This is a genomic window from Streptomyces sp. SAJ15 (assembly GCF_007595705.1).
In the GTDB taxonomy this organism is placed as follows: Bacteria; Actinomycetota; Actinomycetes; order Streptomycetales; family Streptomycetaceae; genus Streptomyces.
In genome coordinates this window covers 21,931-43,176 of the sequence record NZ_NISY01000015.1, presented here as the reverse complement: position 1 = coordinate 43,176, position 21,246 = coordinate 21,931, and the positions used below count along the sequence as shown (strand labels likewise).

Annotated in this window: 12 protein-coding genes and 1 pseudogene; 7 read left to right on the top strand and 6 right to left on the bottom strand. The window is 73.2% G+C overall.

Annotation, left to right across the window (positions count from 1 at the left end; translation table 11 throughout):
* Positions 1 to 190: 190 nt before the first annotated feature.
* The 6 genes from CD790_RS28630 (at position 191) to CD790_RS28605 (ending at position 9,400) form a co-directional block, all read left to right on the top strand.
* Complete coding sequence (locus tag CD790_RS28630; protein ID WP_144386274.1) at positions 191 to 1,579, top strand: ABC transporter substrate-binding protein; 1,389 nt, start codon at positions 191 to 193, stop codon at positions 1,577 to 1,579.
* A gap of 42 nt (positions 1,580 to 1,621) precedes the next feature.
* Entirely contained in the window at positions 1,622 to 2,980 is a 1,359-nt protein-coding gene (locus CD790_RS28625) for a carbohydrate ABC transporter permease (protein WP_144386273.1), read from the top strand.
* Positions 2,977 to 3,858: a carbohydrate ABC transporter permease gene (locus CD790_RS28620; protein WP_144386272.1), complete on the top strand. Its 882-nt coding sequence runs from the start codon at positions 2,977 to 2,979 to the stop codon at positions 3,856 to 3,858. The genes CD790_RS28625 and CD790_RS28620 overlap by 4 nt, the downstream gene beginning before the upstream one ends.
* Positions 3,859 to 4,108: 250 nt before the next feature.
* A complete protein-coding gene (locus CD790_RS28615) occupies positions 4,109 to 6,397 on the top strand; it encodes a bifunctional glycosyltransferase family 2 protein/CDP-glycerol:glycerophosphate glycerophosphotransferase (protein WP_144386271.1) in 2,289 nt (762 codons plus the stop codon).
* Between the two features lie 84 nt (positions 6,398 to 6,481).
* Positions 6,482 to 8,641 (top strand): bifunctional glycosyltransferase/CDP-glycerol:glycerophosphate glycerophosphotransferase, encoded by a 2,160-nt coding sequence (locus CD790_RS28610; RefSeq protein WP_144386270.1) that lies wholly within the window; start codon positions 6,482 to 6,484, stop codon positions 8,639 to 8,641.
* 219 nt (positions 8,642 to 8,860) lie between these two features.
* The gene (locus CD790_RS28605; RefSeq protein ID WP_260867958.1) at positions 8,861 to 9,400 is read left to right on the top strand and encodes a hypothetical protein; all 540 of its coding nucleotides are present in this window, start codon (positions 8,861 to 8,863) and stop codon (positions 9,398 to 9,400) included.
* Positions 9,401 to 9,464: 64 nt separating this feature from the next.
* On the opposite strand, the gene CD790_RS28600 is transcribed toward CD790_RS28605, so the two are convergent.
* The 3 genes from CD790_RS28600 to CD790_RS28590 form a co-directional block, all read right to left on the bottom strand.
* A complete protein-coding gene (locus CD790_RS28600; RefSeq protein WP_144386269.1) occupies positions 9,465 to 10,931 on the bottom strand; it encodes a glycosyltransferase family 39 protein in 1,467 nt (488 codons plus the stop codon).
* Between the two features lie 637 nt (positions 10,932 to 11,568).
* Positions 11,569 to 12,069 carry a GNAT family N-acetyltransferase gene (locus CD790_RS28595; RefSeq protein ID WP_144386268.1) on the bottom strand — a complete coding sequence of 167 codons (501 nt, stop codon included), beginning with the start codon at positions 12,067 to 12,069 and terminating at the stop codon, positions 11,569 to 11,571.
* Positions 12,070 to 12,111: 42 nt separating this feature from the next.
* Entirely contained in the window at positions 12,112 to 12,690 is a 579-nt protein-coding gene (locus tag CD790_RS28590; RefSeq protein ID WP_144386267.1) for a MarR family winged helix-turn-helix transcriptional regulator, read from the bottom strand.
* A gap of 69 nt (positions 12,691 to 12,759) precedes the next feature.
* Between CD790_RS28590 and CD790_RS28585 the strand changes: the two genes are divergently transcribed.
* On the top strand, positions 12,760 to 14,037 hold the full coding sequence (locus CD790_RS28585; protein WP_144386266.1) for an MFS transporter: 1,278 nt from the start codon (positions 12,760 to 12,762) through the stop codon (positions 14,035 to 14,037).
* A 103-nt stretch (positions 14,038 to 14,140) separates the two neighbouring features.
* Here the strand turns inward: CD790_RS28585 and CD790_RS28580 are convergent.
* From CD790_RS28580 to CD790_RS28570, 3 genes and pseudogenes are all read right to left on the bottom strand, one after another.
* Positions 14,141 to 14,926, bottom strand: a pseudogene (locus CD790_RS28580) (alpha/beta fold hydrolase).
* A 106-nt stretch (positions 14,927 to 15,032) separates the two neighbouring features.
* Positions 15,033 to 15,548, bottom strand: a complete 516-nt coding sequence (locus CD790_RS28575) for a GNAT family N-acetyltransferase (protein ID WP_144386265.1) — start codon at positions 15,546 to 15,548, stop codon at positions 15,033 to 15,035.
* 429 nt (positions 15,549 to 15,977) lie between these two features.
* Positions 15,978 to 20,966, bottom strand: a complete 4,989-nt coding sequence (locus tag CD790_RS28570; RefSeq protein WP_144386264.1) for an NAD-glutamate dehydrogenase — start codon at positions 20,964 to 20,966, stop codon at positions 15,978 to 15,980.
* Positions 20,967 to 21,246: the final 280 nt, after the last annotated feature.

Sequence of the window (21,246 nt, the reverse complement as noted above, 5' to 3'; positions counted from 1 at the left end):
ACCCCTCCAGCCTCTTTCGCATCAACCCTTCGACACCTTCACCGAAAAGGCTCACTCTTCATCACGGGCCGGTCACGATAGGTGAGTTGACTTTGATCGCGGTATTGCGGGCGTCCCAGGTGGGGCGTAGGACTGTCCGCACGGGACGCGGTCGTACGCGCGCACGGCCGACAGTGGAGGGACGACGGGGATGCGCACACCGCTTCGAACACGGCCGGGCTCGCCGCTACGCCGGAGGCGCCCGCACCGCACGGCCGCGCTGGGCCTCCTGGCCGCCGGCGCCCTCGCGCTGGCCGCCACCGGCTGCGGCGGCGAGGACACGGCGGACGCCGGGGGCAGCCCGGCGCCGACCACCGTGCGGCTGCCCCAGCTGAAGGGGCAGAAGCTCCAGGTGACCGCCGTGTGGACGGGAACGGAGCAGGAGAACTTCAGCAAGGTCCTCAAGGAGTTCGAGAAACGCACCGGGGCCTCGGTCTCGTTCGTGCCCAGCGGCGACGACATGTCGGCTTTCGTCGGCTCGAAGATCGCCGGTGGCGACCCGCCGGACGTCGCGATGCTCCAGCAGGTCGGCGTGTTACGAGAGTTCGCCGAGAAGGGCTGGGCCAAGCCGGTCGACGCCGCGACCCAGGAGCAGCTCGCCAGGAACTTCTCCCCGGGCTGGCGGGAGCTGGGCGCCCACCGGGGCAAGCAGTACGGGGTCTACTTCAAGGTCAGCAACAAGTCGCTGGTCTGGTACAACACCGCCGCCTTCGCGTACGCGGGCGCCAAGCCGCCCAAGACCTGGCAGGAGTTCCTGGACACCGCCCAGCTGGTCTCGGACTCCGGGGTGGACGCCGTCTCGGTCGGCGGCGCGGACGGCTGGACGCTCACCGACTGGTTCGAGAACGTCTACCTCTCCCAGGCGGGGCCGGAGAAGTACGACCAGCTGGCCCGGCACGAGATCAAGTGGACCGACCCCACGGTGACCCGGGCGCTCACCACCCTCGCCGAGCTGTGGGGCACGCGGGGCCTGGTCGCGGGCGGCGGCGAGGGTGCGCTCCAGACGGAGTTCCCCGAGTCGGTCACCCGGACCTTCGCCAACGCCGCCGAGCCGGAGGCCGGCATGGTCTTCGAGGGCGACTTCGTGGCCGCCAACATCGCCGACGCCGGCGCGGACCTGGGCAGCCAGGCGAAGGTCTTCCCGTTCCCGGCGGTGGACGGCGGCAAGGCGCCCGTGGTCACCGGCGGGGATGTGGCGGTGGCGCTGAAGGACACCAAGGCGTCGCAGGCGCTGCTGACCTTCCTCGCCTCGCCGGACGCCGCCCACATCTGGGCCGAGGCCGGGGGCTTCGTCTCGGCGAACAAGAACCTCGACCTGGACGCGTATCCCAACGCGCCGCTCCGCGCGATCGCCGGCTCGCTCATCAAGGCCGGCGACGACTTCCGCTTCGACATGTCCGACCAGGCCCCGGCGGCCTTCGGCGGCAAGCCGGCCCAGGGCGAGTGGAAGGCGCTCCAGGACTTCCTGAAGAACCCGAAGGACGTGGCCGGCATCCAGCGTCGGCTGGAGTACGACGCCGCCAAGGCGTACCAGAACTGACGACGCGACCGACCCGACCCGAGCGACCGGGAGACCTCCATCATGTCGACCGCGACAGCGGGCGGCGCGGCCGCCTCCGGCCCCACCCCGTCCGCCACGAAGCGCACCGCCAGGCGCCGGACCCTCATGGGCACCCGGCCGTGGGTGGTGGCGCTGTTCCTGCTGCCCGCGCTGGCGCTGCTCGGCGCCCTCGTCGTCTATCCGATCGGCTACTCCCTGTGGCGCAGCTTCTTCGACGCCCCGGGTGACGGCTTCGTCGGCCTGGACAACTACGAGACGGTCTTCACCGACGACGCCATCCTCACGGCGGTCAAGAACAACATCATCTGGGTGGTCGTCGCCCCCTCGGTGGCCACCGCGCTCGGGCTGATCTTCGCGGTGCTCACCGAGCGGGTGCGCTGGGGCACCGCCTTCAAGCTGGTCGTCTTCATGCCGATGGCGATCTCCATGCTGGCGGCGGGCATCATCTTCCGGCTGGTGTACGAGCAGGACCCGGACCGGGGCGTGGCCAACGCCATGTGGGTGACCGTGCACGACACCTTCGCCGACTCGCCGCCGTTCCCCGGCGCCCATCCGCGCCCCGACGCCGGGCTGACCGACTCCGGGGGCGGCTCGTTCACCGCTCCCGAGCCGCTGCGGGTCGGCGCGCCCACCGCCGTGCCGCTGGTCGCGGCCAAGCGCGACGACATCCGCGGGGCGGCGGACGCCAAGGCGGCCAAGGCCGAGCCCGGGAAGGTCACCGGCACCGTCTGGTTCGACTTCACCCGCGGCGGCGGCCGGCACAACGTGCTGGAGCGGGGCGAGAAGGGGCTGGCGGATCTCAAGGTCGAGGCGGTGCGGGACGGGAAGGTCGTCGCCACCGCCACCACCCGCGCCGACGGCACCTACACCCTGCCCGCCGAGGCGGAGGGCGCCCTGCTGCGGCTGCCAGGATCGAACTTCAAGGAGCCCTACAACGGCGTGGACTGGCTGGGACCGAGCCTGGTCACCCCGGCCATCATCGGCTCCTACGTCTGGATGTGGGCGGGCTTCGCGATGGTGCTGATCGCGGCCGGGCTCGCCGGCGTGCCGCGCGAGCTGCTGGAGGCCGCGCGGGTGGACGGCGCCAACGAGTGGCAGGTCTTCCGCCGGGTGACGGTGCCGCTGCTGGCTCCGGTGCTCGCCGTCGTCACCGTCACCCTCATGATCAACGTCTTGAAGATCTTCGACCTCGTCTACATCATCGCGCCGGGCACCTCCCAGGACGACGCCAACGTGCTCGCGCTCCAGCTCTACAAGTCGTCCTTCGGGACGGACGTCAACCAGGGCGTCGGCAGCGCGATCGCGGTGTTCCTGCTGGTGCTCGTGGTGCCCGTGATGTTCTTCAATATTCGCCGGATTCGTAGGGAGCGCCGCCGATGACCAGTGCGGACACGGTCGTACGAGGCAAACAGTCGCTGCCCGCGCGGATCGCGGCCCGGGCCGGCGGCGGGGCGACCCGGATCTTTCTGATCCTGGTGGGGCTCTTCTGGCTGCTGCCCACCGTCGGGCTGCTGCTCTCCTCGCTGCGCGACCCGGCCGACGTGGACGTCTCCGGCTGGTGGAAGGTCTTCGGCGACCCGGGCCAGCTCACCTTCGGCGCCTACGAGGACCTGCTGAACAACGAGCGGATCACCGACTCGCTGTGGACCACGGCCGCGATCACCGTCCCGGCCACGGTGCTGGTGGTGCTGATCGGCGCGCTCGCCGGCTACGCCTTCGCCTGGATGGACTTCCCCGGCCGCGACTGGTGGTTCCTGCTGGTCGTCGGCCTGCTGGTGGTCCCCGTGCAGGTGGCGCTGATCCCGGTGGCCAAGCTCTTCGGCGAGATCGGCATCTTCGAGACCACCACCGGCGTGGTGCTCTTCCACACCGCCTTCGGCCTGCCCTTCGCGATCTTCCTGCTGCGCAACTTCTTCGCCGAGATCCCGCGCGAGCTGCTGGAGGCGGCGCGGCTGGACGGGGCGGGCGAGCTGCGGCTGTTCTTCCGGGTGGTGCTGCCGCTGGGCGGCCCGGCCATCGCCTCGCTGGGCATCTTCCAGTTCCTGTGGGTGTGGAACGACATGCTGGTCGCGCTGATCTTCGCGGACAGCGGCAACCCGCCGATCACGGTCGCGCTCCAGCAGCAGGTCCGGCAGTTCGGCAACAACATCGACGTGCTCGGCCCCGGCGCCTTCATCTCGATGGTGGTGCCGCTGGCCGTCTTCTTCGCCTTCCAGCGGCAGTTCGTGTCGGGCGTGATGGCGGGCGCGGTGAAGTAGCCGCGGCCGTGGCGCCGGGGGTACGGGGGCGTACGGAGCGGCGGGGCGGGGCGGTGCCGGGGCGCGACGGGGGCACGGCGGGGACATGGCAGGGGGCGCGACGGGGACACGGCGGGGGCGAGGCGGCGGGCTTGTGGGCCAAACGGGGCGGCTCTCCCCGCCCAGCGCCGCAAAAACGGATCACTCCCCCCTGTTTACGTGATAGTGGGACAACCTTTCTCGCCCGCGTCCCCGACCCCTGGGATCCGCCGTGCCCCGGTTCAGCGTCATCGTCCCCGCGTACAAGGTCCAGGCGTACCTCCACGACTGCCTGCGCTCCGTGCTGACGCAGGACCACACCGACCTGGAGCTGATCGCGGTCGACGACGCCTCCCCGGACGCCTGCGGCGCCATCATCGACGAGCTGGCCGCCCAGGACCCGCGGGTGCGCCCCGTCCACCTCCCCGAGAACACGGGCCTGGGCCCGGCCCGCAACGCCGGGCTGCGCCAGGCCACCGGCGACTACCTGCTCTTCCTCGACGGCGACGACACCCTGGCGCCCGGCGCGCTGCGCGCGATCGACGAGCGGCTGCGCGCCACCGCCGCCCCGGAGGTGCTGCTCTTCGACTACGCGCGGGTGTACTGGACCGGCGTGACGGTGCGCAACGTGCGCGCCGGGCTGCTCGCCCAACGCGGCCCGGCCGGCACCGACGTGCCCGAGGTCTTCCGGCTCGCCGACCGCCCCGAACTGCTGCGGCTGCTGATGGTGGCGTGGAACAAGGCGTACCGCCGGGACTTCATCCAGCGCGAGGGCTTCACCTTCCCGCCCGGCATCTACGAGGACACCCCCTGGACCTACCCGGTGCTGCTGTGCGCCCGCTCGGTCGCCACCCTGGACCGGGTCTGCGTGCACTACCGGCAGCGCCGGCGCGGCTCCATCCTGCGCACCACCAGCCACGCCCACTTCGACGTCTTCGACCAGTACGACCGCGTCTTCGCGTTCGTCGACAGCCGCCCCGAACTGGCCCACTGGCGCCCGGTGCTGTTCCAACGGATGTTGGAGCACCTCGCCGCGATCTACGCCGCGCCGGGCCGGCTGCCGCCGGGCACCCGCGCCGACTTCGCCCGCCGCACCCGCGCCCACCACCGCCGCCACCACACCCACGGCGCGCTCGGCCGGGCCGCCCGGCGCCGCATCCGGCTGCGCTCCACGCTGCTGCGGCTCGGCGCCTGCCGGGCGTACGGGTTGCTGAGCGCGGCGCGGCGGCTGTGGCGCGGCGGCCGGCGACTGGCCGGCGGCTGCTACCGGGCGCTGCGGACCGGGGTGCTGCGCGCGCACTACCTCCTCCAGCGCCAGCGGCGCCTCGATCCGCGGCTGGCCGTCTTCGCCGCGTACTGGCACCGCGGCTACGCCTGCAACCCGGCGGCCATCGAGGCCGAGGTGCGGCGGCTGGCGCCGCACCTGCGTACCGCGTGGATCACCGGCGAGGCGTACGCGCACACCCTGCCGCCGGGCGTGCGGCGGATCCAGCCCGGCTCGGCCGCGTACTGGACCGCGCTGGCCCGCGCCCGCTTCCTGGTCAACAACGTCAACTTCACCGACCGGCTGCGCAAGCGGCCCGGCCAGATCCACCTCCAGACCCACCACGGCACCCCGCTCAAGCACATGGGCCTGGACCTCCAGGAGCATCCGGCGGCCGCGCGCTCCTTGGACTTCGAGCGGCTGCTGAAGCGGGTGGACCGCTGGGACTACAGCCTCTCCGCCAACCGGCACTCCACCCTCACCTGGGAGCGCGTCTACCCCTCCGGCTACACCACGCTCGACTACGGCTATCCGCGCAACGACGTCTACCAGCACGCCACCGCCGAGGACATCCGGCGCGTCCGCGCGGCGCTCGGCATCGCGCCGCACGCCACCGCCGTGCTGTACGCGCCCACCCACCGCGACTACGCGCGCGATCACGCGCCCCGGCTGGACGTGGGCCGGGTCGCGCACGCGCTGGGCCCGCAGTTCACCCTGCTGGTCCGCGCGCACTACTTCGCCGACGGCGGTCGGGGACCGGGCGCGGAGGGGGGAGCGGCCGGGGCGGCGGGGGTCGTCGACGTCTCGGCGCACGGCAGCGTGGAGGAGCTGTGCCTGGCCGCCGACGCGCTGATCACCGACTACTCCTCCCTCATGGTCGACTACGCCAATCTGGACCGCCCGATCGTCGTCTACGCCGACGACTGGGACGCCTACCGCGCCACCCGCGGCGTCTACCTCGACCTCACCGGCGAGGACGCGCCGGGGCCGGTCTGCCGCACCGAGGACGAGCTGATCGCGGTGTTCCGCGAGGGCCGCTGGCGCGAGTCCACCGCGGCCGCGCGGCGCACCGCCTTCCGGGAACGTTTCTGCCCCTGGGACGACGGGCGGGCCGCCGAGCGCGTGGTGCGGCGGGTCTTCCTCGGCGAGACGGACGACGGGCCACCGGTGGTGCCGCTCGCGGACCGCACCCCGGCCCCGGCCGCCCGGCCCCACGGCCCGCCCGCCGTCACCCTCGACGTGGTCTCGCGCCGTTGAGCGCCGACAACCCGGTGATCCCGGTCCTTCACCGGCCGAGACCCCGGTGACCGGGTCCATTACGGGAGGAGGGAGGAGGGCGCCATGCCCCGCTTCAGCATCATCGTCGCCGCCTACCGGGTGCAGGGCTTTCTGCGCGCGTGCCTCGACTCGGTCCTCACGCAGTCCTTCCGCGACATCGAGGTGGTGGCGGTCGACGACCGGTCGCCGGACCACTGCGGCGCCATCATCGACGAGTACGCGGCGCGGGACGAGCGGGTGGTCCCGACGCACCTGGAGGTCAACCAGGGCCCGGGCCGGGCCAGGAACGCCGGCGTGGCCCGGGCCACCGGCGACTACCTGCTCTTCCTCGACGGCGACGACACCCTCGCCCCCGGCACCCTGCGCGGCCTGGCCGACCGGCTCGCCCTCACCGCCGACCCGGACATCCTCTACTTCGACCATGTGCGCACCTACTGGTGGGAGCGGCGGGAGCCCAGCCTCTTCGGGCCGCTGCTGGAGTCCGCCGGCACGGACGTCTTCTCCATCCTGGAACGCCCCGAGTTCCTGCGGCTGTTCGCGATGTCCTCCAACCGCGTCTACCGTCGGGACTTCTACACCGGACACCGGTTCGCCTTCAGCGAGGGCATCTACGAGGACGCCCTGCTGTCGTACAAGACCATGCTGACGGCCGAGCGGCTCGCCTGTGTGCCCCTGGTGGGGCTGGAGTACCGGCAGCGGCGCACCGGGGCCAGCACCCGCAGCCCCGGCGAGAAGCACTTCGTCATCTTCGAGCAGTACGCGCGCCTCTTCGACTTCCTCGACGACCGTCCGCGGCTGGAACCGCTGCGCCCGGCGCTCTTCGAACGGGCCGTCTCCCACTTCCTGTTCTGCCTGGACAACCCCTCCCGGGTGGCCCCCCGCGACCGGCTGCGCTTCTTCCAGCGGGCGTCGGGCTGGTACCTCCTGCACGTGCCGCCGGGCTTCACCCCGCCGCCCGAGGACGCCGAGCGCTTCGAGGCGCTGGCGCGCGGCTCCTTCGCGCGCTACCTGGCCCGCGAGGCGCGGCCCTCCGCCGGGACTCGCTGGCTGCGCCGGAAGGTCCGCCACCCGCTGGCCAAGCGGGCCAAGCGGGCCCTGTACCGGGCCCACCGGCGGCTGCCGCTGGACGACCGGCTGGCCGTCTACTCCGCCTACTGGAACCGCGGGGTGCTGTGCAATCCGGCCGCCGTCTACTACAAGGCGCGGGAGCTGGCGCCGCACATCCACGGGGTGTGGGTGGTCCGTCGGTCGCAGCTCGAGACGGTCCCGCGGGACGTCGACTACGTCGTGCCCGGCACCCGCGCGTACTACCAGGCCATCGCCCGCGCCAGGTACCTCGTCAACAACGTCAACTTCGCCGACGACCTGGTCAAGCGGCCCGGACAGATCCATCTGCAGACGCTGCACGGCACCCCGCTGAAGTGCATGGGCCTGGACCAGCAGCGCTATCCGGCGGCGGCCCGCGGCATGAGCTTCCGCGGTCTGCTGCGCCGGGTGGACCGCTGGGACTACGTGCTCTCCTCCAACCAGCACTCCAGCGAGGTCTGGGAGCGGGTCTACCCGGCCTCGTACGAGATCCTCGAATACGGCTATCCGCGCAACGACGTCTACTTCCGCGCCGGCCGCGCCCAGATCGCGGCCCTCCGCGCCGAACTGGGCATCCCCGCCGAGCGCACCGCGATCCTCTACACCCCCACCCTCCGCGACTACCAGCACTCCTTCACCCCCCGCCTGGACCTGGCGCGGGTGAGCCGGGCGCTGGGCCCGGACACGGTGCTGCTGGTGCGGGCCCACTACTCCTACGGGGCGCAGGCGGACCTGGCGGGGCTGGCCGAGGCCGGCCGGGTCATCGACGTCTCCGCGCACCCCCGGGTGGAGGACCTGTGCCTGGCCGCCGACGCGCTGCTGACCGACTACTCCTCCATCATGTTCGACTACGCCGACCTCGACCGGCCGATCGTCGTCTACGCCGACGACTGGGAGCTCTACCGCGCCACCCGCGGCGTCTACTTCGACCTGCTCTCCGGCCGCCCCGGCGACACCCCCGGCGCCGTCGCCCGCACCGAGGACGAACTCATCGCCGTCTTCCGCGAGGGCCGCTGGAACGACGCGTCCGCCACCGCGCTGCGGGCGGCCTTCCGGGAACGCTTCTGCCGCTACGACGACGGCCGGGCCGCGGAGCGGGTGGTCCGGCGGGTACTGCTGGGGGAGACGGGGGTCTGAACAACAGGGCTGTGGCAGGGGGTGCGGCGAGGGTCTGACACCGGCGTGCGTCCGCGGGCTGACGGGCGGGTGTACGGACTCCCTCTCACGTCTCATCGGCCGTCAGACGACGGGCCGAGCACCGGCCGCCGGAATGACGACCACGGCCGGACGCGACGCGAGGGTCTCCACGGCGAGGATCGACACGTCGAACTCGCCCACCACACCAGGGAGTCCACCGTGGCGACCGCCTCCGTCCCGCTGCCCGGCACCGCTCGCACCGAGCCCGCGCCGTGGGTCCGACGCACGGCCCACATCGCCGCGCTGACCCCGCTGGCATCGGGACTGTGGCGGATCGCCGGCGCGTTCGGCGTCCCGCTCGGCTTCGCCCCCGGCTCGGGCCTCCACCAGAGCGAGATCGGCTGGGGCATGTCCCTCTACCTGATCGGCCTCTCGCTCTTCGCCGAGACCCTCGGCCTGCTGACCCTCGGCCTGGTCCACCGCTGGGGCGAGGTGGTCCCCCACTGGGTCCCCGCCCTCGGCGGCCGCCGCATCCCCCCGCTGGTGGCCTTCATCCCGGCGATCACCGGTGCGGCGGCCCTCACCGCCCTGTCCCTCACGGCCCTCGCCGGCGGCTGGAACGAGAACATGGACGCGCCGGACTCCCCACACGGCGCGGGCCGCACCGTGATGACCCTCTGCTACGCCCCGCTGCTCCTCTGGGGCCCGCTCCTCGGGGTCGTCGCGGTGGCGTACCTGATCCGCCGCCGCCGGGCCTGACGGCCCGACAGGCGCCGGGGGGGGTGCCGGGGTGCCTGGGGCGCCGGGCACCACATGACGGATGTCAGGGGCGCTCCTGACGGACGTACAGGGTCAGCTTGCCGTCCGCCAGACACAGCGACGGGCCGGGTCGGAAGCCCCGCGCCGTCAGGGCGGTGGGCTTGGGGCCGTGGGGTGGGCCGGGCTCGGAGACCAGCCACACCCGGTCGAGCGGGGCCAGCCGCCGGGCGAGTTCGCGAGGGCCGACCTCGCGCCCGTAGAGGGTGCCGGAGGGCGGGCCGGGGGCCTGGAGCGCCACATCGCGGAGGTGGGCGACCGGCCGGGGGTAGGCGAGCGCGAGACGGCGCTCGTACGCGGGGGCGTAGAGGACCGCGTCGCCGGGGCGGGTGACCCGACCGAGCTCCGCGGCCGCCGCGGCGAGGTTGTCGGCCCGGCTGGACAGGGCCCGTTCGCGCTGGTGGAGGGGGAACTGCCAGAGGAAGGCCAGGCCGATCGCCGCCGCCCCCACCAGGGCCACCGGCCGCCGCCAGGCCATGCGGGAGGCGACCCACTCCGCACCGGCCGCCGCCAACAGCGGCACCCCGGCCAGCGCGAAGAACACGTACCGCGGGTGAAAGAGCGCCTCCTGCTGGGAGGCGGCGAAGAGCAGCAGCGGAGGGACGAGGGCGAGCGGCAGCGCCACCGCCGGCAGCGGCAGCGGGGTGGCCGGCGGCAGCGGGCGGGCCAGCGCCACGCCCATCAGGGCCAGGTTGACCGCGAGGACCAGCCCGCTGGGGCCGGCGAACCCGTACAGCAGGGCCTTGACCTGCGGATAGCGCGGCTCGGCGATCCACGCCACCTGGTCCGCCTGGCCGGCTGAGACCAGCAGCAGCGGCGCCAGCACCGCGACCACCCCGCCGGCCGCCGCCGCCCAACCCCGCCAGGTGCGGCGCGGCGCACGGGCGAGGGCAAGGGTGGCGGCGTGTGCGGCGAGCAGCAGCGCGGCGCAGGCGTTGAGCAGCACGGTGACCGCGGCGACGGCCCCGTACCCGGCCCAGCCGCCGGCGGTGTGCCGCTCGGCGGCCCGCACCAGCAGCAGGGTGGCCGCGGCGGCGCCGGTGGCGACCAGGGCGTACGGCCGCCCCTCCTGCGCGTAGTGGCTGACGATCGGTGTCGCCGCGTACAGCAGCCCCGCCCACAGCCCCACCCGGGCCCGCCCGGTCAGCCGGTGACCGAGGGCGGCGACCAGCCCGGCGGTGCCGACGGCGGCGAGCAGGGAGGGCGCCCGCAGCAGCGTCTCGGTGTCGCCGACGGGGGCGGCGAGGCCGCGGCTCGCGGCGAGCACCCCGTGCATCAGCAGGTAGTAGAGCCCATGGACGGCGTCGACGGTGCCGAGCAGCCGCCAGATCTCCGGCAGGGTGCGCCGCGCCACCAGATAGGTCGCCGACTCGTCGCGCCACATCGCGCCCCGGTCGAGCCCCCAGAGGCCGAGGGCGAGCATGGCGCCCATGGGTGCCAGGACCCCGACGGCGACGCGGGCCGAAAACCGCATGATCCGATCTTCGACCGAGCGGCCGGCCCCGGGCCGCCGCGGCAGGCCGGGCCCGGCCGGGTTTCACCCACCCGGCGCCATGGGCCCGGCGTCGACGGCCCAGCGCTACCGGCCCGGTGTCGTCGACCCGGCGTCGACGCCGCCAGGGTCATCGGCCTGGCGTTGTGGGTCTGGCGCCACCCGCCCGGCGTCGTCGGCCGGGCGGCGCCGTCGGGCCAGGGTCATCGGCTCGGCGGCATCGGCCCGCGCTATCCGCCCGGCACCGTCGGCCCGCGTCGTTGACGGCCCAGCGCAATCGGCCCAGAGGTCGTCGACGGGCCAGGGCCATCGGCCCGGCAGCTCGGCCCGCGCTATCCGCCCGGCGTCCTCCGCCCGGCACGTCGACCTGGCGTCGTCGACGGCCCAGCGCTATCGGCCCGGCGTCGTCGTCGGGCCGGGATCCTCGGCCCGGCGGCGTCGCCCCGGCGCTCTGCCCGGCACCGTCGGCCCGGCGTCATCGTGGCCGGCGTCATCCGCCTAGCGCCGTCGGCCCGGCGGCGTCGGGCCGGCGGCATCCGCCCAGCGCCGTCGACCCGGCGGCATCGTCGAGCCAGGGCCATCCGCCCGGCGGCGTCGGTCCCGCGCCGTCGGCTCGGCGTCATCCGGCCAGCGGCCAGGTGGTCTCGTAGTACTTCACCTTCTCGTCGGCGCCGACCAGTTCCATGCCGGCGCCGGTCATGACGCGCTGGGAGGCGATGTTGGCGTGGTCGGCGTCGCCCTTCACCTTCGCGATGCCGCGCTCGCGCGCCGCCGACAGCACCGCCCGGAGCGCCTCGGTGGCGTACCCCTTCCCCTGGGCCGCGGGCACCAGGCCGTAGCCGACGGTGACGCTGCCGTCCTCGGCCACGGGCCCGTGGAAGCCCATGCCGCCGACGGCGACGCCGTCCTCGCGGGTGCGTATCTCGTAGACGCCCGCGTGCGGCGGCCCGTCGCCGTCCGCCTCCACGGCCAGGAACCTCCCGACCGCGCCCACGTCCCCCTCCGTCGGATACCCGGGCGCCCAGCGGACCGTTCCGTCCGGCTCCCCGGCCACCAGCGCCTCGGCCTCGGCCACGCTCAGCGGATGCAGCACCAGTCGCTCCGTCACAAGATCATCCATACCGGTTGCCTACCACGGGGCCCGGTCGGAGCGCCGCCGGTTTCACCGCATGCGGCCGATGTCATGCCTCGTGGCACCGGCGAGGGCCGGGCCGTGCGGCTCTCGCGCGCGGTCATCCGACGGTTCGGCGCCGCCGGCCTCCACCCGCGCCAGCATGCGCTTGAGCAGGTCGCTCAACACGTCCTGATCGTCCGGACCCAGGGCCTCCACCATGGCGTCCTCGGCCGCGCCGCGCAGCCGCATCGCCGCGAACCAGCGGGAGTGGCCGAGCTCGGTGAGCTCGACATCGACCCGGCGGCGGTCGCGCGTGAGGCCGCGGAGCCTGCGGACCAGGCCGGCGTTCTCCAGCGAGTCGAGCCGGCCCGTCATTCCCGCGGGCGAGACCATCAGCTCGGCGGCCAGCTCCGAGGGGGTGGCGCGCCAGGGCTCGCCGCGCGACGCGAGCCGGTGCAGGGTCTCGAACTCGAACTCCTGCAGACCGATTTCGGCGAGGGCCCGGCCCTTGGCCTGGGCCACGTGCTTACTCAGCAGCTGAACGCGGGTCACGATCGCCTCGACCCGCTCATCGAAGGGCGCCTTGTCGCGCCAGCGGGCGATATGCCGATCGACGGAGTCCTCCATCCACCCAGTATGCTACGCCAGCAAGTATTTCGTTGACGAACGATCCGGCAGCGAAATACATTCGCCGCCATGATGCCACCGACGCTTCGCCTGCTGATCGGACGCACCTTCGCGGCGCTGGGCACCGCGCTCATCCCGACCACGTTGACCCTCGCGATCGTCGGCACCGGCTCCGCCGCCGACCTGGGGCTCGTCCTCTCCTGCGAACTGCTCCCCCTGCTGCTCCTGCTGCCGGTCGCCGGCGTGGTGGCCGATCGCTTCCCACCGCAGCGGGTGACGCTCGCCGCGGACCTGATACGCGCCGTCACCCAACTGGCGATCGGCGCCGAACTCCTCGCCGGGCAGGTCCGCATCGCGGATCTGGCGGTGCTGTCCGCGATCACCGGCGCGGCCGTGGCCTTCGGGACGCCGGCCGTCCGAACGCTGGTCGCCGCCGTGGTGCCCGCGCCGGAGCGGCTGCGGGTGAACGCGCGGCTCGGCGTGGCCCAGGGGCTCGCCCAGGTCGCCGCGCCCGCCACCGCCGGAGGGCTGATGCTGCTGGTGGGAGCCGGCTGGTCCTCGCTCCTGACCGGCGCGCTGTTCGTGGTGTCCGCCACCACGCTCGGCCGGCTGCACCCCGAGCCGACCGCCCGCCCGACCGCACGCGGCGACTTCCTGGCGGACCTCCGGGAGGGCTGGGCGGAGTCCCGGCGACACCGCTGGTTCGTCCTCAACGCCCTCGGTCACGGGGTGTGGCACCTGGCCGCGGGGTTCCTGCTGACGCTCGGCCCGCTGATCGCCGTGCGCCATCTGGGCGGCGAGACCGCCTGGGTGATCATCACGCAGGTCGGCACGGCGGGCATGCTGGCCGGCGTCTGGGCCGCGTCCCGACTGCCCATCCGGCGCCCGCTGGTCGCCATCGCCCTGGGGGCCGCCGTCTACGCGCTGCCCCTGGCGGCCTTCGCGCTGCGGCTGCCGACGGCAGCCGTCACGGTCGCCTACTGCGCCGCCATGTTCGGGCTCGGCGTCCTGAGCCCGCTGTGGGAGACCACCCTCCAGCAGCGCATCCCCCGGGAGGCGCTCGGCCGGGTCGGCTCCTTCGACATGCTGATCTCCTTCGCCGCCCGCCCCCTGGGCCTGGCCGTGGCCGCGCCCGTCGCCGCGGCGGTCGGCACCACCGCGCCGTTGCTGGCGGCGGCGGTCCTGGTGGCCGTCGCGAACCTGGCCGTCCTGCTGCTGCCGGAGGTACGTGGAGACCGGCCCGACACGGCGCGGCCCGACACGGCGCGGCCCGACACGGCGCGGCCCGACGCGGCGCGGCCCGACGCGGCGCGGCCCGACGCGGCGGCGAGCCCCGTCCAGCGTTAGGCGGCACGCGGGCATCTGGAGGCCGATGCGGGTCGACGCGAGCCGATGCGGCTGGTGTCAGGCCCCGGGCTCGGGGCCGGGGCCGGGCCCCGGGCCGTGGCGCCTACGACTCCCCCGCGTCGGTCCCGACCAGCGCGGCCGCGGTGGCGCGGACGAAGCCCTCCGGGTTGTCCAGCATGATGTTGTGCCCACAGTCGGGGACGGCCACGACGGCCACCCCCGCCGCGGCGAGCGCCTCGGCGCCGGGCAGCGGGCCGTCGGCCTCCGGCAGCAGATAGGCGCGTGGGATGTCCAGCTCCAGCAGGAGTTCGCGCATGGTGGGGGTGGTGCCTCGCGCGAGGTGCACGGCGCTGCGGTGCAGCGCCTCCCGACCGGCCAGTCGCATGGTCGACCACCAGTGGGCGCCGACCCGGTCCCGTACCTCCGCCCAGCCGCCCGCCAGGAACTCCTCTTCCGGGTACCAGGCGATGCCGCTGCTGCCGGAGGACTCGGGCCGGCGCGGGATCGGGTCGAGGTTGGCGTCGACCAGGACCAGCCGGGAGACCAACTCGGGGTGGCGGGCGGCGAGCACGATGGCGACCGAACCGCCCATGCTGTGCGCGACGATCTCCGCGCCGAAGACGCCGGCCGCGGTCAATGCCGCGGCGAGGGCGTCGGCGTGGGACTCCAGGGTGTAGTCGAAGTCCGTCGGCCGGTCGCTGTGGCCGTGTCCCATCAGGTCCACCAGCAGCGACCGTCACCCCGCCAGCGATGGATGGACCGCCACGGCGGCGAAGTACGCGGGCGAGGTGGCCCCCAGCCCGTGCACATAGACCCGCGCGGGCCCCTCCCCCGGCAGTTCCACCCACCGGATCCGGTCTCCCCCGGACGTGACGACGGCACTGTGCACGGCCCACTCCCCCGCTCAAGATCACTGAAGGGACGAGGGTACGGGAGGGTTGCCGCCGCCGGGCGAGGAGGCGAGGCGCCCCCTCGCCCGGCGGCGGGCGAGGCCGCTAGATCCCGAACGGAGCCGCGTAGCGGACGGTGCCGCTCGGCAGCGGGTGGGCCGCGTCCAGGGTGAGCGCCATCATGGCCTCGTCCGGCACCTCGATGGTCAGGCCGATGCCGTGGGTCGAGGCGCGGGTGAACCCGAAGCGCGGGTAGTACTCCGGGTGTCCGAGGACGGTGACGTGGTGCTCGTCGCGCTCCCTCGCCGCGGCGAGCGCGGCGCGGATGACGGCGGAGCCGGCACCCGTCCGCTGGTGCTCCGGCCGCACGGAGACGGGGCCCAGGCACAGGGCCGGGGCCTCGCCGATGTGGCAGCGGGTCAGCAGGGCGTGGGCGACGAGCGTGCCGTCCGCGTCGGTCGCGACGAGCGACAGGCCGTCGATCCAGGCGGGGTCGGCGCGCAACGCGTCGACCAAGTCCGCCTCCAGCGGGGTGTCGAACGCGGCGAGGGTGATCTCGCGGATGGCGGGGATGTCCGCGCGGGTCTCGGCGCGGGTGACCCAGGTGTGGTGGGTACGCATGACGGGATGAGGATCCGTTTCATGGTGAGGTTCGAGTGATCGGACACCTCGCGGGTGGCTCCGCGAAAGGCGGGCTCTCGGCGAGGCGGGGTGTGACGGGTCAGGCCGTCGCCCGGGACGCGGGGGCGGTCCGGGCGCTGCGCGCGGCAGTGGCCTCGGGCGCGGTCATCAACCCCACCTCCCTTTCGTCCTCGATCCGGTCCACACGAACCTCGCCAACGTAACACGCGGCCACCGCGCCCGTCCGCCGTTTTCCGGGCTACACCGGCGGCCCGCTTCCCTCAGGGTGGCGGGCGCACACCCGCCTCCCCCGGGGCGGCGGGTCGGGTCCCCCGACACGACGAAGGGGCGGTGCGGGTCCCGGTATCCGGAACCCGCACCGCCCCTTCACGCTGGCTCAGCGTCGGCGTCGCGGCTCAGCGTCGGCGCTCACGCATGCGACCGCAGCAGCGTCCGCATCGTCCGCATCGCCACCGACAGGTTGGCCAGGTCGAAGGTCTCCGAGCCCTGGATCTCCTCCAGCGTGGTGCGGGCGCGCTGGAGGATGGCCGCGTTCTTCTCCTCCCAGGACGTGAACCGCTGCTCCGGGGTGGAGGCGCCGTTGCCGACCGCCAGGATGTCGGCGGTGAGGGCGGCGTGCGCGGCGTAGAGGTCCTCGCGGATGGAGGCGCGGGCCATGGACTGCCAGCGGTCGGCTCGGGGGAGCTCGATGATGCGGTCCATGAGGTCGGTGATCCGCAGCCGGTCGGCGAGGTCGTAGTAGACCTCGGCGACGGCGAGCGGGTCCTTGCCGATGCGGTCGGCGATGGCGACGACGTCGAGCGCGGGGAAGGCCGAGGAGAAGCCGGCGACGCGCATGGCCAGCTCCTCGGGGACCCCGGCGCCGGTCAGCTCCTCGTTGATCCGCTGGTACCACTCCAGGTCCGCGCCGCGCAGCAGCTTGGCGAGCTGGGACCAGACCGCCGCCACGCCGTCGCGGAAGAACTCGATGGTCTCGGTGAGCTCCAGCGGCTGCGGGCGGTTGTTGAGCAGCCAGCGGGTGCCGCGCTCGACGAGGCGGCGGGAGTGGAGCCGGATCCGGGTCTGGACGTCGGCGGGGACGACGGTGTCCAGGGCCTCGACCTCGTCCCAGACCTCACCGAGGACGAAGATCGCGCGGGCCGCGGTCTGGGCGCGGACGATCTCCTCGATGGAGGCGCCGGTCTCCTCGCGCATACGGTGCAGGAACGTCGAGCCACCGGTGTTGATGGTGTCGTTGACCAGCACCGTGGTGATGATCTCGCGACGCAGCGCGTGGTTGTCGATGTGCTCCGGGAACCGCTCGTTGAGCGCCTTCGGGAAGTAGGCGTTCAGCAGGCGCTGGAGGTACGGGTCGTCCGGCAGCCCGGTGCCGATGAGCTCCTCGGCGACGGTGATCTTGGTGTAGGCGAGCAGGACGGCCAGCTCGGGCTGGGTCAGGCCGCGCCCGGAGGCGAGCCGCTCGCGGATCACCCGGTCGCTGGGGAGGAACTCCAGCGCGCGGTCGAGGGCGCCGTCGCGGACCAGGCGTCGCATGGTGCGCTGGTGGGCGTGGAGCAGGCTCGGGGCCTGGGTGACCGCGTTGGTGAGGGCGACGTTCTGGGCGTAGTTGTTGCGCAGCACCAGCGCGCCGACCTCGTCGGTCATCTCGGCGAGCAGCTTGTTGCGCTGCTTGAGGGTGAGGTCGCCGTCCTCGACCACCTTGTTCAGCAGGATCTTGATGTTCACCTCGTGGTCGGAGGTGTCCACGCCGGCGCTGTTGTCGATGGCGTCGGTGTTGATCCGGCCGCCGCCGGAGGCGAACTCGATGCGGCCGAGCTGGGTGAGGCCGAGGTTGCCGCCCTCGCCGACGACCTTGACCCGCAGGTCCTGGCCGTCGACGCGGATGGCGTCGTTGGCCTTGTCGCCGACGTCGGCGTGGCTCTCGGTGTGCGCCTTGACGTAGGTGCCGATGCCGCCGTTCCACAGCAGGTCGACCGGGGCCTGGAGGATCGCCTTCATCAGCTCGGCGGGGGTCATCTTGCCGACCTTGCCCTCGATGCCGAGGGCCGCGCGGATCTGCGGGGTGAGGGCGATGGACTTGGCGGTGCGCGGGAAGACGCCGCCGCCCGCCGAGAGCAGGCTGGTGTCGTAGTCGGCCCACGAGGAGCGGGGCAGCTCGAAGAGGCGGCGCCGCTCGGCGTAGGAGACCGCGGCGTCGGGCACGGGGTCGATGAAGATGTGGCGGTGGTCGAAGGCGGCGACCAGGCGGATGTGCTCGCTGAGCAGCATGCCGTTGCCGAAGACGTCGCCGGACATGTCGCCGACGCCGACCACGGTGAAGTCCTGGCTCTGGGTGTCGTGACCCAGCTCGCGGAAGTGCCGCTTGACCGACTCCCAGGCGCCGCGGGCGGTGATGCCCATGCCCTTGTGGTCGTAGCCCGCCGAGCCGCCGGAGGCGAAGGCGTCGCCGAGCCAGAAGCCGTAGGACTGGGCCACCTCGTTGGCGATGTCGGAGAAGGTGGCGGTGCCCTTGTCGGCGGCGACGACGAGGTAGGTGTCGTCCCCGTCGTGGCGCACCACGTCACGGGGCGGCTCGACCTGGCCGCCGACCATGTTGTCGGTGATGTCGAGCAGGCCGGAGATGAAGGTCTGGTAGCAGGCGATGCCCTCGGCCAGCCAGGCGTCGCGGTCCACCGACGGGTCCGGCAGCCGCTTGCCGACGAAGCCGCCCTTGGCGCCGACCGGCACGATGACGGTGTTCTTCACCATCTGCGCCTTGACCAGGCCCAGGATCTCGGTGCGGAAGTCCTCACGCCGGTCGGACCAGCGCAGACCGCCGCGCGCGACCTTGCCGAAGCGCAGGTGCACGCCCTCCACCCGCGGGGAGTAGACCCAGATCTCGTACGCCGGGCGGGGCGCGGGAAGGTCCGGGATGGCCTGCGGGTCCAGCTTCATCGACAGGTAGGAGTGCGGCTTGCCGTCGCTGTCGGTCTGGAAGTGGTTGGTGCGCAGGGTGGCCTTGATGACCGTGAGGAAGGAGCGCAGGATGCGGTCCTCGTCCAGCGAGGCGACCTGGTCGAGCGCCGCCTCCAGCTCCTCCAGCAGGGCGTCGGTCAGCTCGACGCCGGCGCGCTGCCGCTCCGGCGACATGCGGGCCTCGAAGAGGGAGACCAGCAGCCGGGTGGTGTGCACGTTGTTGCGGAGGGTGTCCTCCATGTACGCCTGGCTGAAGGTCGAGCCGGCCTGGCGCAGGTACTTGGCGTAGGCGCGGAGCACCATGGCCTGGCGCCAGTCGAGCCCGGCGCCCAGCACGAGCTGGTTGAAGTTGTCGTTCTCGGCCTGGCCGGTCCACACCGCCGCGAACGCGTTCTGGAACCGCTCGCGGGCGTCGTCGGCGAGGCTGTCGCCGCCCTTGGAGACCGGCAGCCGCAGACCGAAGTCGTAGATCCAGGCGGAGGTGCGGTCCGAGCAGCGCAGCTCGTGGGGGCGCTCGTCGATGACCTCGACGCCGAGGCGGTTGAGCACCGGCAGCACCGCGGAGAGGGACACCTGGGCGCCGTAGCGGTAGATCTTGAAGCGGCGCTCGCCGACGGCGGCGCCCACCGGCTCGTACAGGCTCAGCGCGAATTCGCGCTCGCCGCCGGTCGCGGTGAGCCGCTCCAGGTGCTGGAGGTCGGCGACGGCGGCACGCGGCGAGTGGTCGGCCTTGTAGCCCTCGGGGAAGGCGGAGCCGTAGCGGCGCAGCAGCTCGGCGGCGCGCTCCTCGCCGACCTCGGCGCCCAGCGCCTCGGCGAAGCCGTCGGCCCAGGAGCGGGCGGCCTCGACCAGGCGGTGCTCGATGCGCTCCATGTCGGCGTCGGTCAGGTCGGGCAGGGTGGCGCCGGGCTTGACGCGGACGACGAAGTGCAGCCGGGAGAGGACCGACTCGGTGTGCAGCGCGGTGAAGTCGACCTTGGGGCGACCGTTGAGCTCCTCGATCAGGATGTCGGTCAGCCGCAGCCGGACGTCGGTGGTGAAGCGGTCCCGCGGCAGGTAGACCAGCGCGGAGTAGAAGCGCCCGTACTCGTCCTCGCGCAGGAACAGCCGCAGCCGGCGGCGCTCCTGCAGGTAGAGGACGGAGGTGACGATGGAGCGCAGCTGGTCGGTCGGGGTCTGGAACAGCTCGTCGCGCGGGTAGGTCTCCAGGATCTGGAGCAGGTCGCGGCCGTCGTGGCTGTTGGGCGCGAAGCCGGCGCCCTCCAGGACCTCCTCGACCTTGCGCCGGATGACCGGCACCCGGCGCACCGACTCGGTGTACGCGGCGGAGGAGAACAGGCCCAGGAAGCGCCGCTCGCCGATCACGTTGCCCGCGGCGTCGAACTTCTTCACCCCGATGTAGTCAAGGTAGGACGGGCGGTGCACGGTGGCGCGGCTGTTCGCCTTGGTCAGCACCAGCAGCTTGTGCTCGCGGGCCTTGGCGCGGGCGTCGGCGGGCAGCCGGCTGAAGGACGGCGAGCCGGGGGCGTGGCCGACGCCGGAGCCGTCGCCGTCGCGGTGGTGCGGGTCGGAACGCAGGATGCCCAGGCCGGTGCCGGGGACGGCGGTGAGCACGTCCTCCTCGCCGCCGGACTCGGTGGGCGCCTGGGTCAGCTCGTACTCGCGGTAGCCGAGGAAGGTGAAGTGGTCGTCGGCCAGCCAGCGCAGCAGCTCGCGGGCCTCGTTCACCTCCTGGTCGCGCAGGTCGGTCGCGGTCGGCTCGCCCGGCAGCTCCTCGGCGATGCGCAGCGCGGCGTCGCGCATCTTCTCCCAGTCCTCGACGGCCTCGCGGACGTCGGAGAGGACGCGCAGCAGATCGGCGGTGATCTGCTTGAGGTCGCCGCGGTCGGTCTCGCGGTCGATCTCGACATGGATCCAGGACTCGACGAGCGCGTCGTGCGGGCGCTCGGGGGTCTTGCCCTGGGCGGCGAGTCGGGCGTCGCCGTTGCTGTCGAGGATCTCGATCAGCTTGCCGGTCAGGTCACGGCGGACGATCACCTGAGGGTGGATCACGACATGGATGCCACGGCCCTGCCGGGAGAGCTCGTTGGTCACCGAGTCGACGAGGAAGGGCATGTCGTCGGTGACGACCTCGACGACGGAGTGGGTGCAGGTCCAGCCGTTCTCCTCGACGGAGGGGGTGTGGACGCGCACGTTCGCGGTGCCCTGCGGCCGGTTCTCGCCCAGCCGGTAGTGCGAGAGCGCGGCACCGAGGACGTCCACGGGGTCGCGGTCGGCCAGGTCCTCGGGGGCCGTATGCAGGTAGTAGCGCTGGAGATACGCGGAAAGGGACTCCGGGCCGGGGCCCTGTACCGGTTGTTGCCCCCCGGCAGGGCCGTCCTCAGCTACCCGGGCGGCCCGTGCGAGCAGCTCGGCCTTGGCTTCGTCCAGCTTGGTCTGCATGTCCTCTGGCTCCTGTCGCGCGCCGTTGCGTGACATCGATGGCGGTGACATAACGTCGCGACGCGGGATATCCGGTCTCACTCGACGGTATGCCGGAATGGGGGAAGCCAGGGGTGTGCTCGGCCAAAACCGGCCAAGGTCCCTGGCAAGATCGACCAGCCGCGCCCCGGAGCCTGTGGTTCTCCGGGCGCACCTCCGGGGCGCCGTCGCCCCTGGTGGATATCGCGCTGATCACGCAGTAAGGCTATCGCTCTCCCCCCTGACGCCGTCATGGGCCGTT

What these genes read in the sequence shown, in the direction of transcription:
- CD790_RS28610 (WP_144386270.1), top strand. Translation starts at nt 6,482, where the DNA reads ATGCCCCGCTTCAGCATCATCGTCGCCGCCTACCGGGTGCAGGGCTTT.
- CD790_RS28595 (WP_144386268.1), bottom strand. Translation starts at nt 12,069, where the DNA reads ATGGATGATCTTGTGACGGAGCGACTGGTGCTGCATCCGCTGAGCGTG.
- CD790_RS28590 (WP_144386267.1), bottom strand. Translation starts at nt 12,690, where the DNA reads ATGGAGGACTCCGTCGATCGGCATATCGCCCGCTGGCGCGACAAGGCG.
- CD790_RS28630 (WP_144386274.1), top strand. Translation starts at nt 191, where the DNA reads ATGCGCACACCGCTTCGAACACGGCCGGGCTCGCCGCTACGCCGGAGG.
- CD790_RS28600 (WP_144386269.1), bottom strand. Translation starts at nt 10,931, where the DNA reads ATGCGGTTTTCGGCCCGCGTCGCCGTCGGGGTCCTGGCACCCATGGGC.
- CD790_RS28575 (WP_144386265.1), bottom strand. Translation starts at nt 15,548, where the DNA reads ATGCGTACCCACCACACCTGGGTCACCCGCGCCGAGACCCGCGCGGAC.
- CD790_RS28585 (WP_144386266.1), top strand. Translation starts at nt 12,760, where the DNA reads ATGATGCCACCGACGCTTCGCCTGCTGATCGGACGCACCTTCGCGGCG.
- CD790_RS28620 (WP_144386272.1), top strand. Translation starts at nt 2,977, where the DNA reads ATGACCAGTGCGGACACGGTCGTACGAGGCAAACAGTCGCTGCCCGCG.
- CD790_RS28625 (WP_144386273.1), top strand. Translation starts at nt 1,622, where the DNA reads ATGTCGACCGCGACAGCGGGCGGCGCGGCCGCCTCCGGCCCCACCCCG.
- CD790_RS28570 (WP_144386264.1), bottom strand. Translation starts at nt 20,966, where the DNA reads ATGCAGACCAAGCTGGACGAAGCCAAGGCCGAGCTGCTCGCACGGGCC.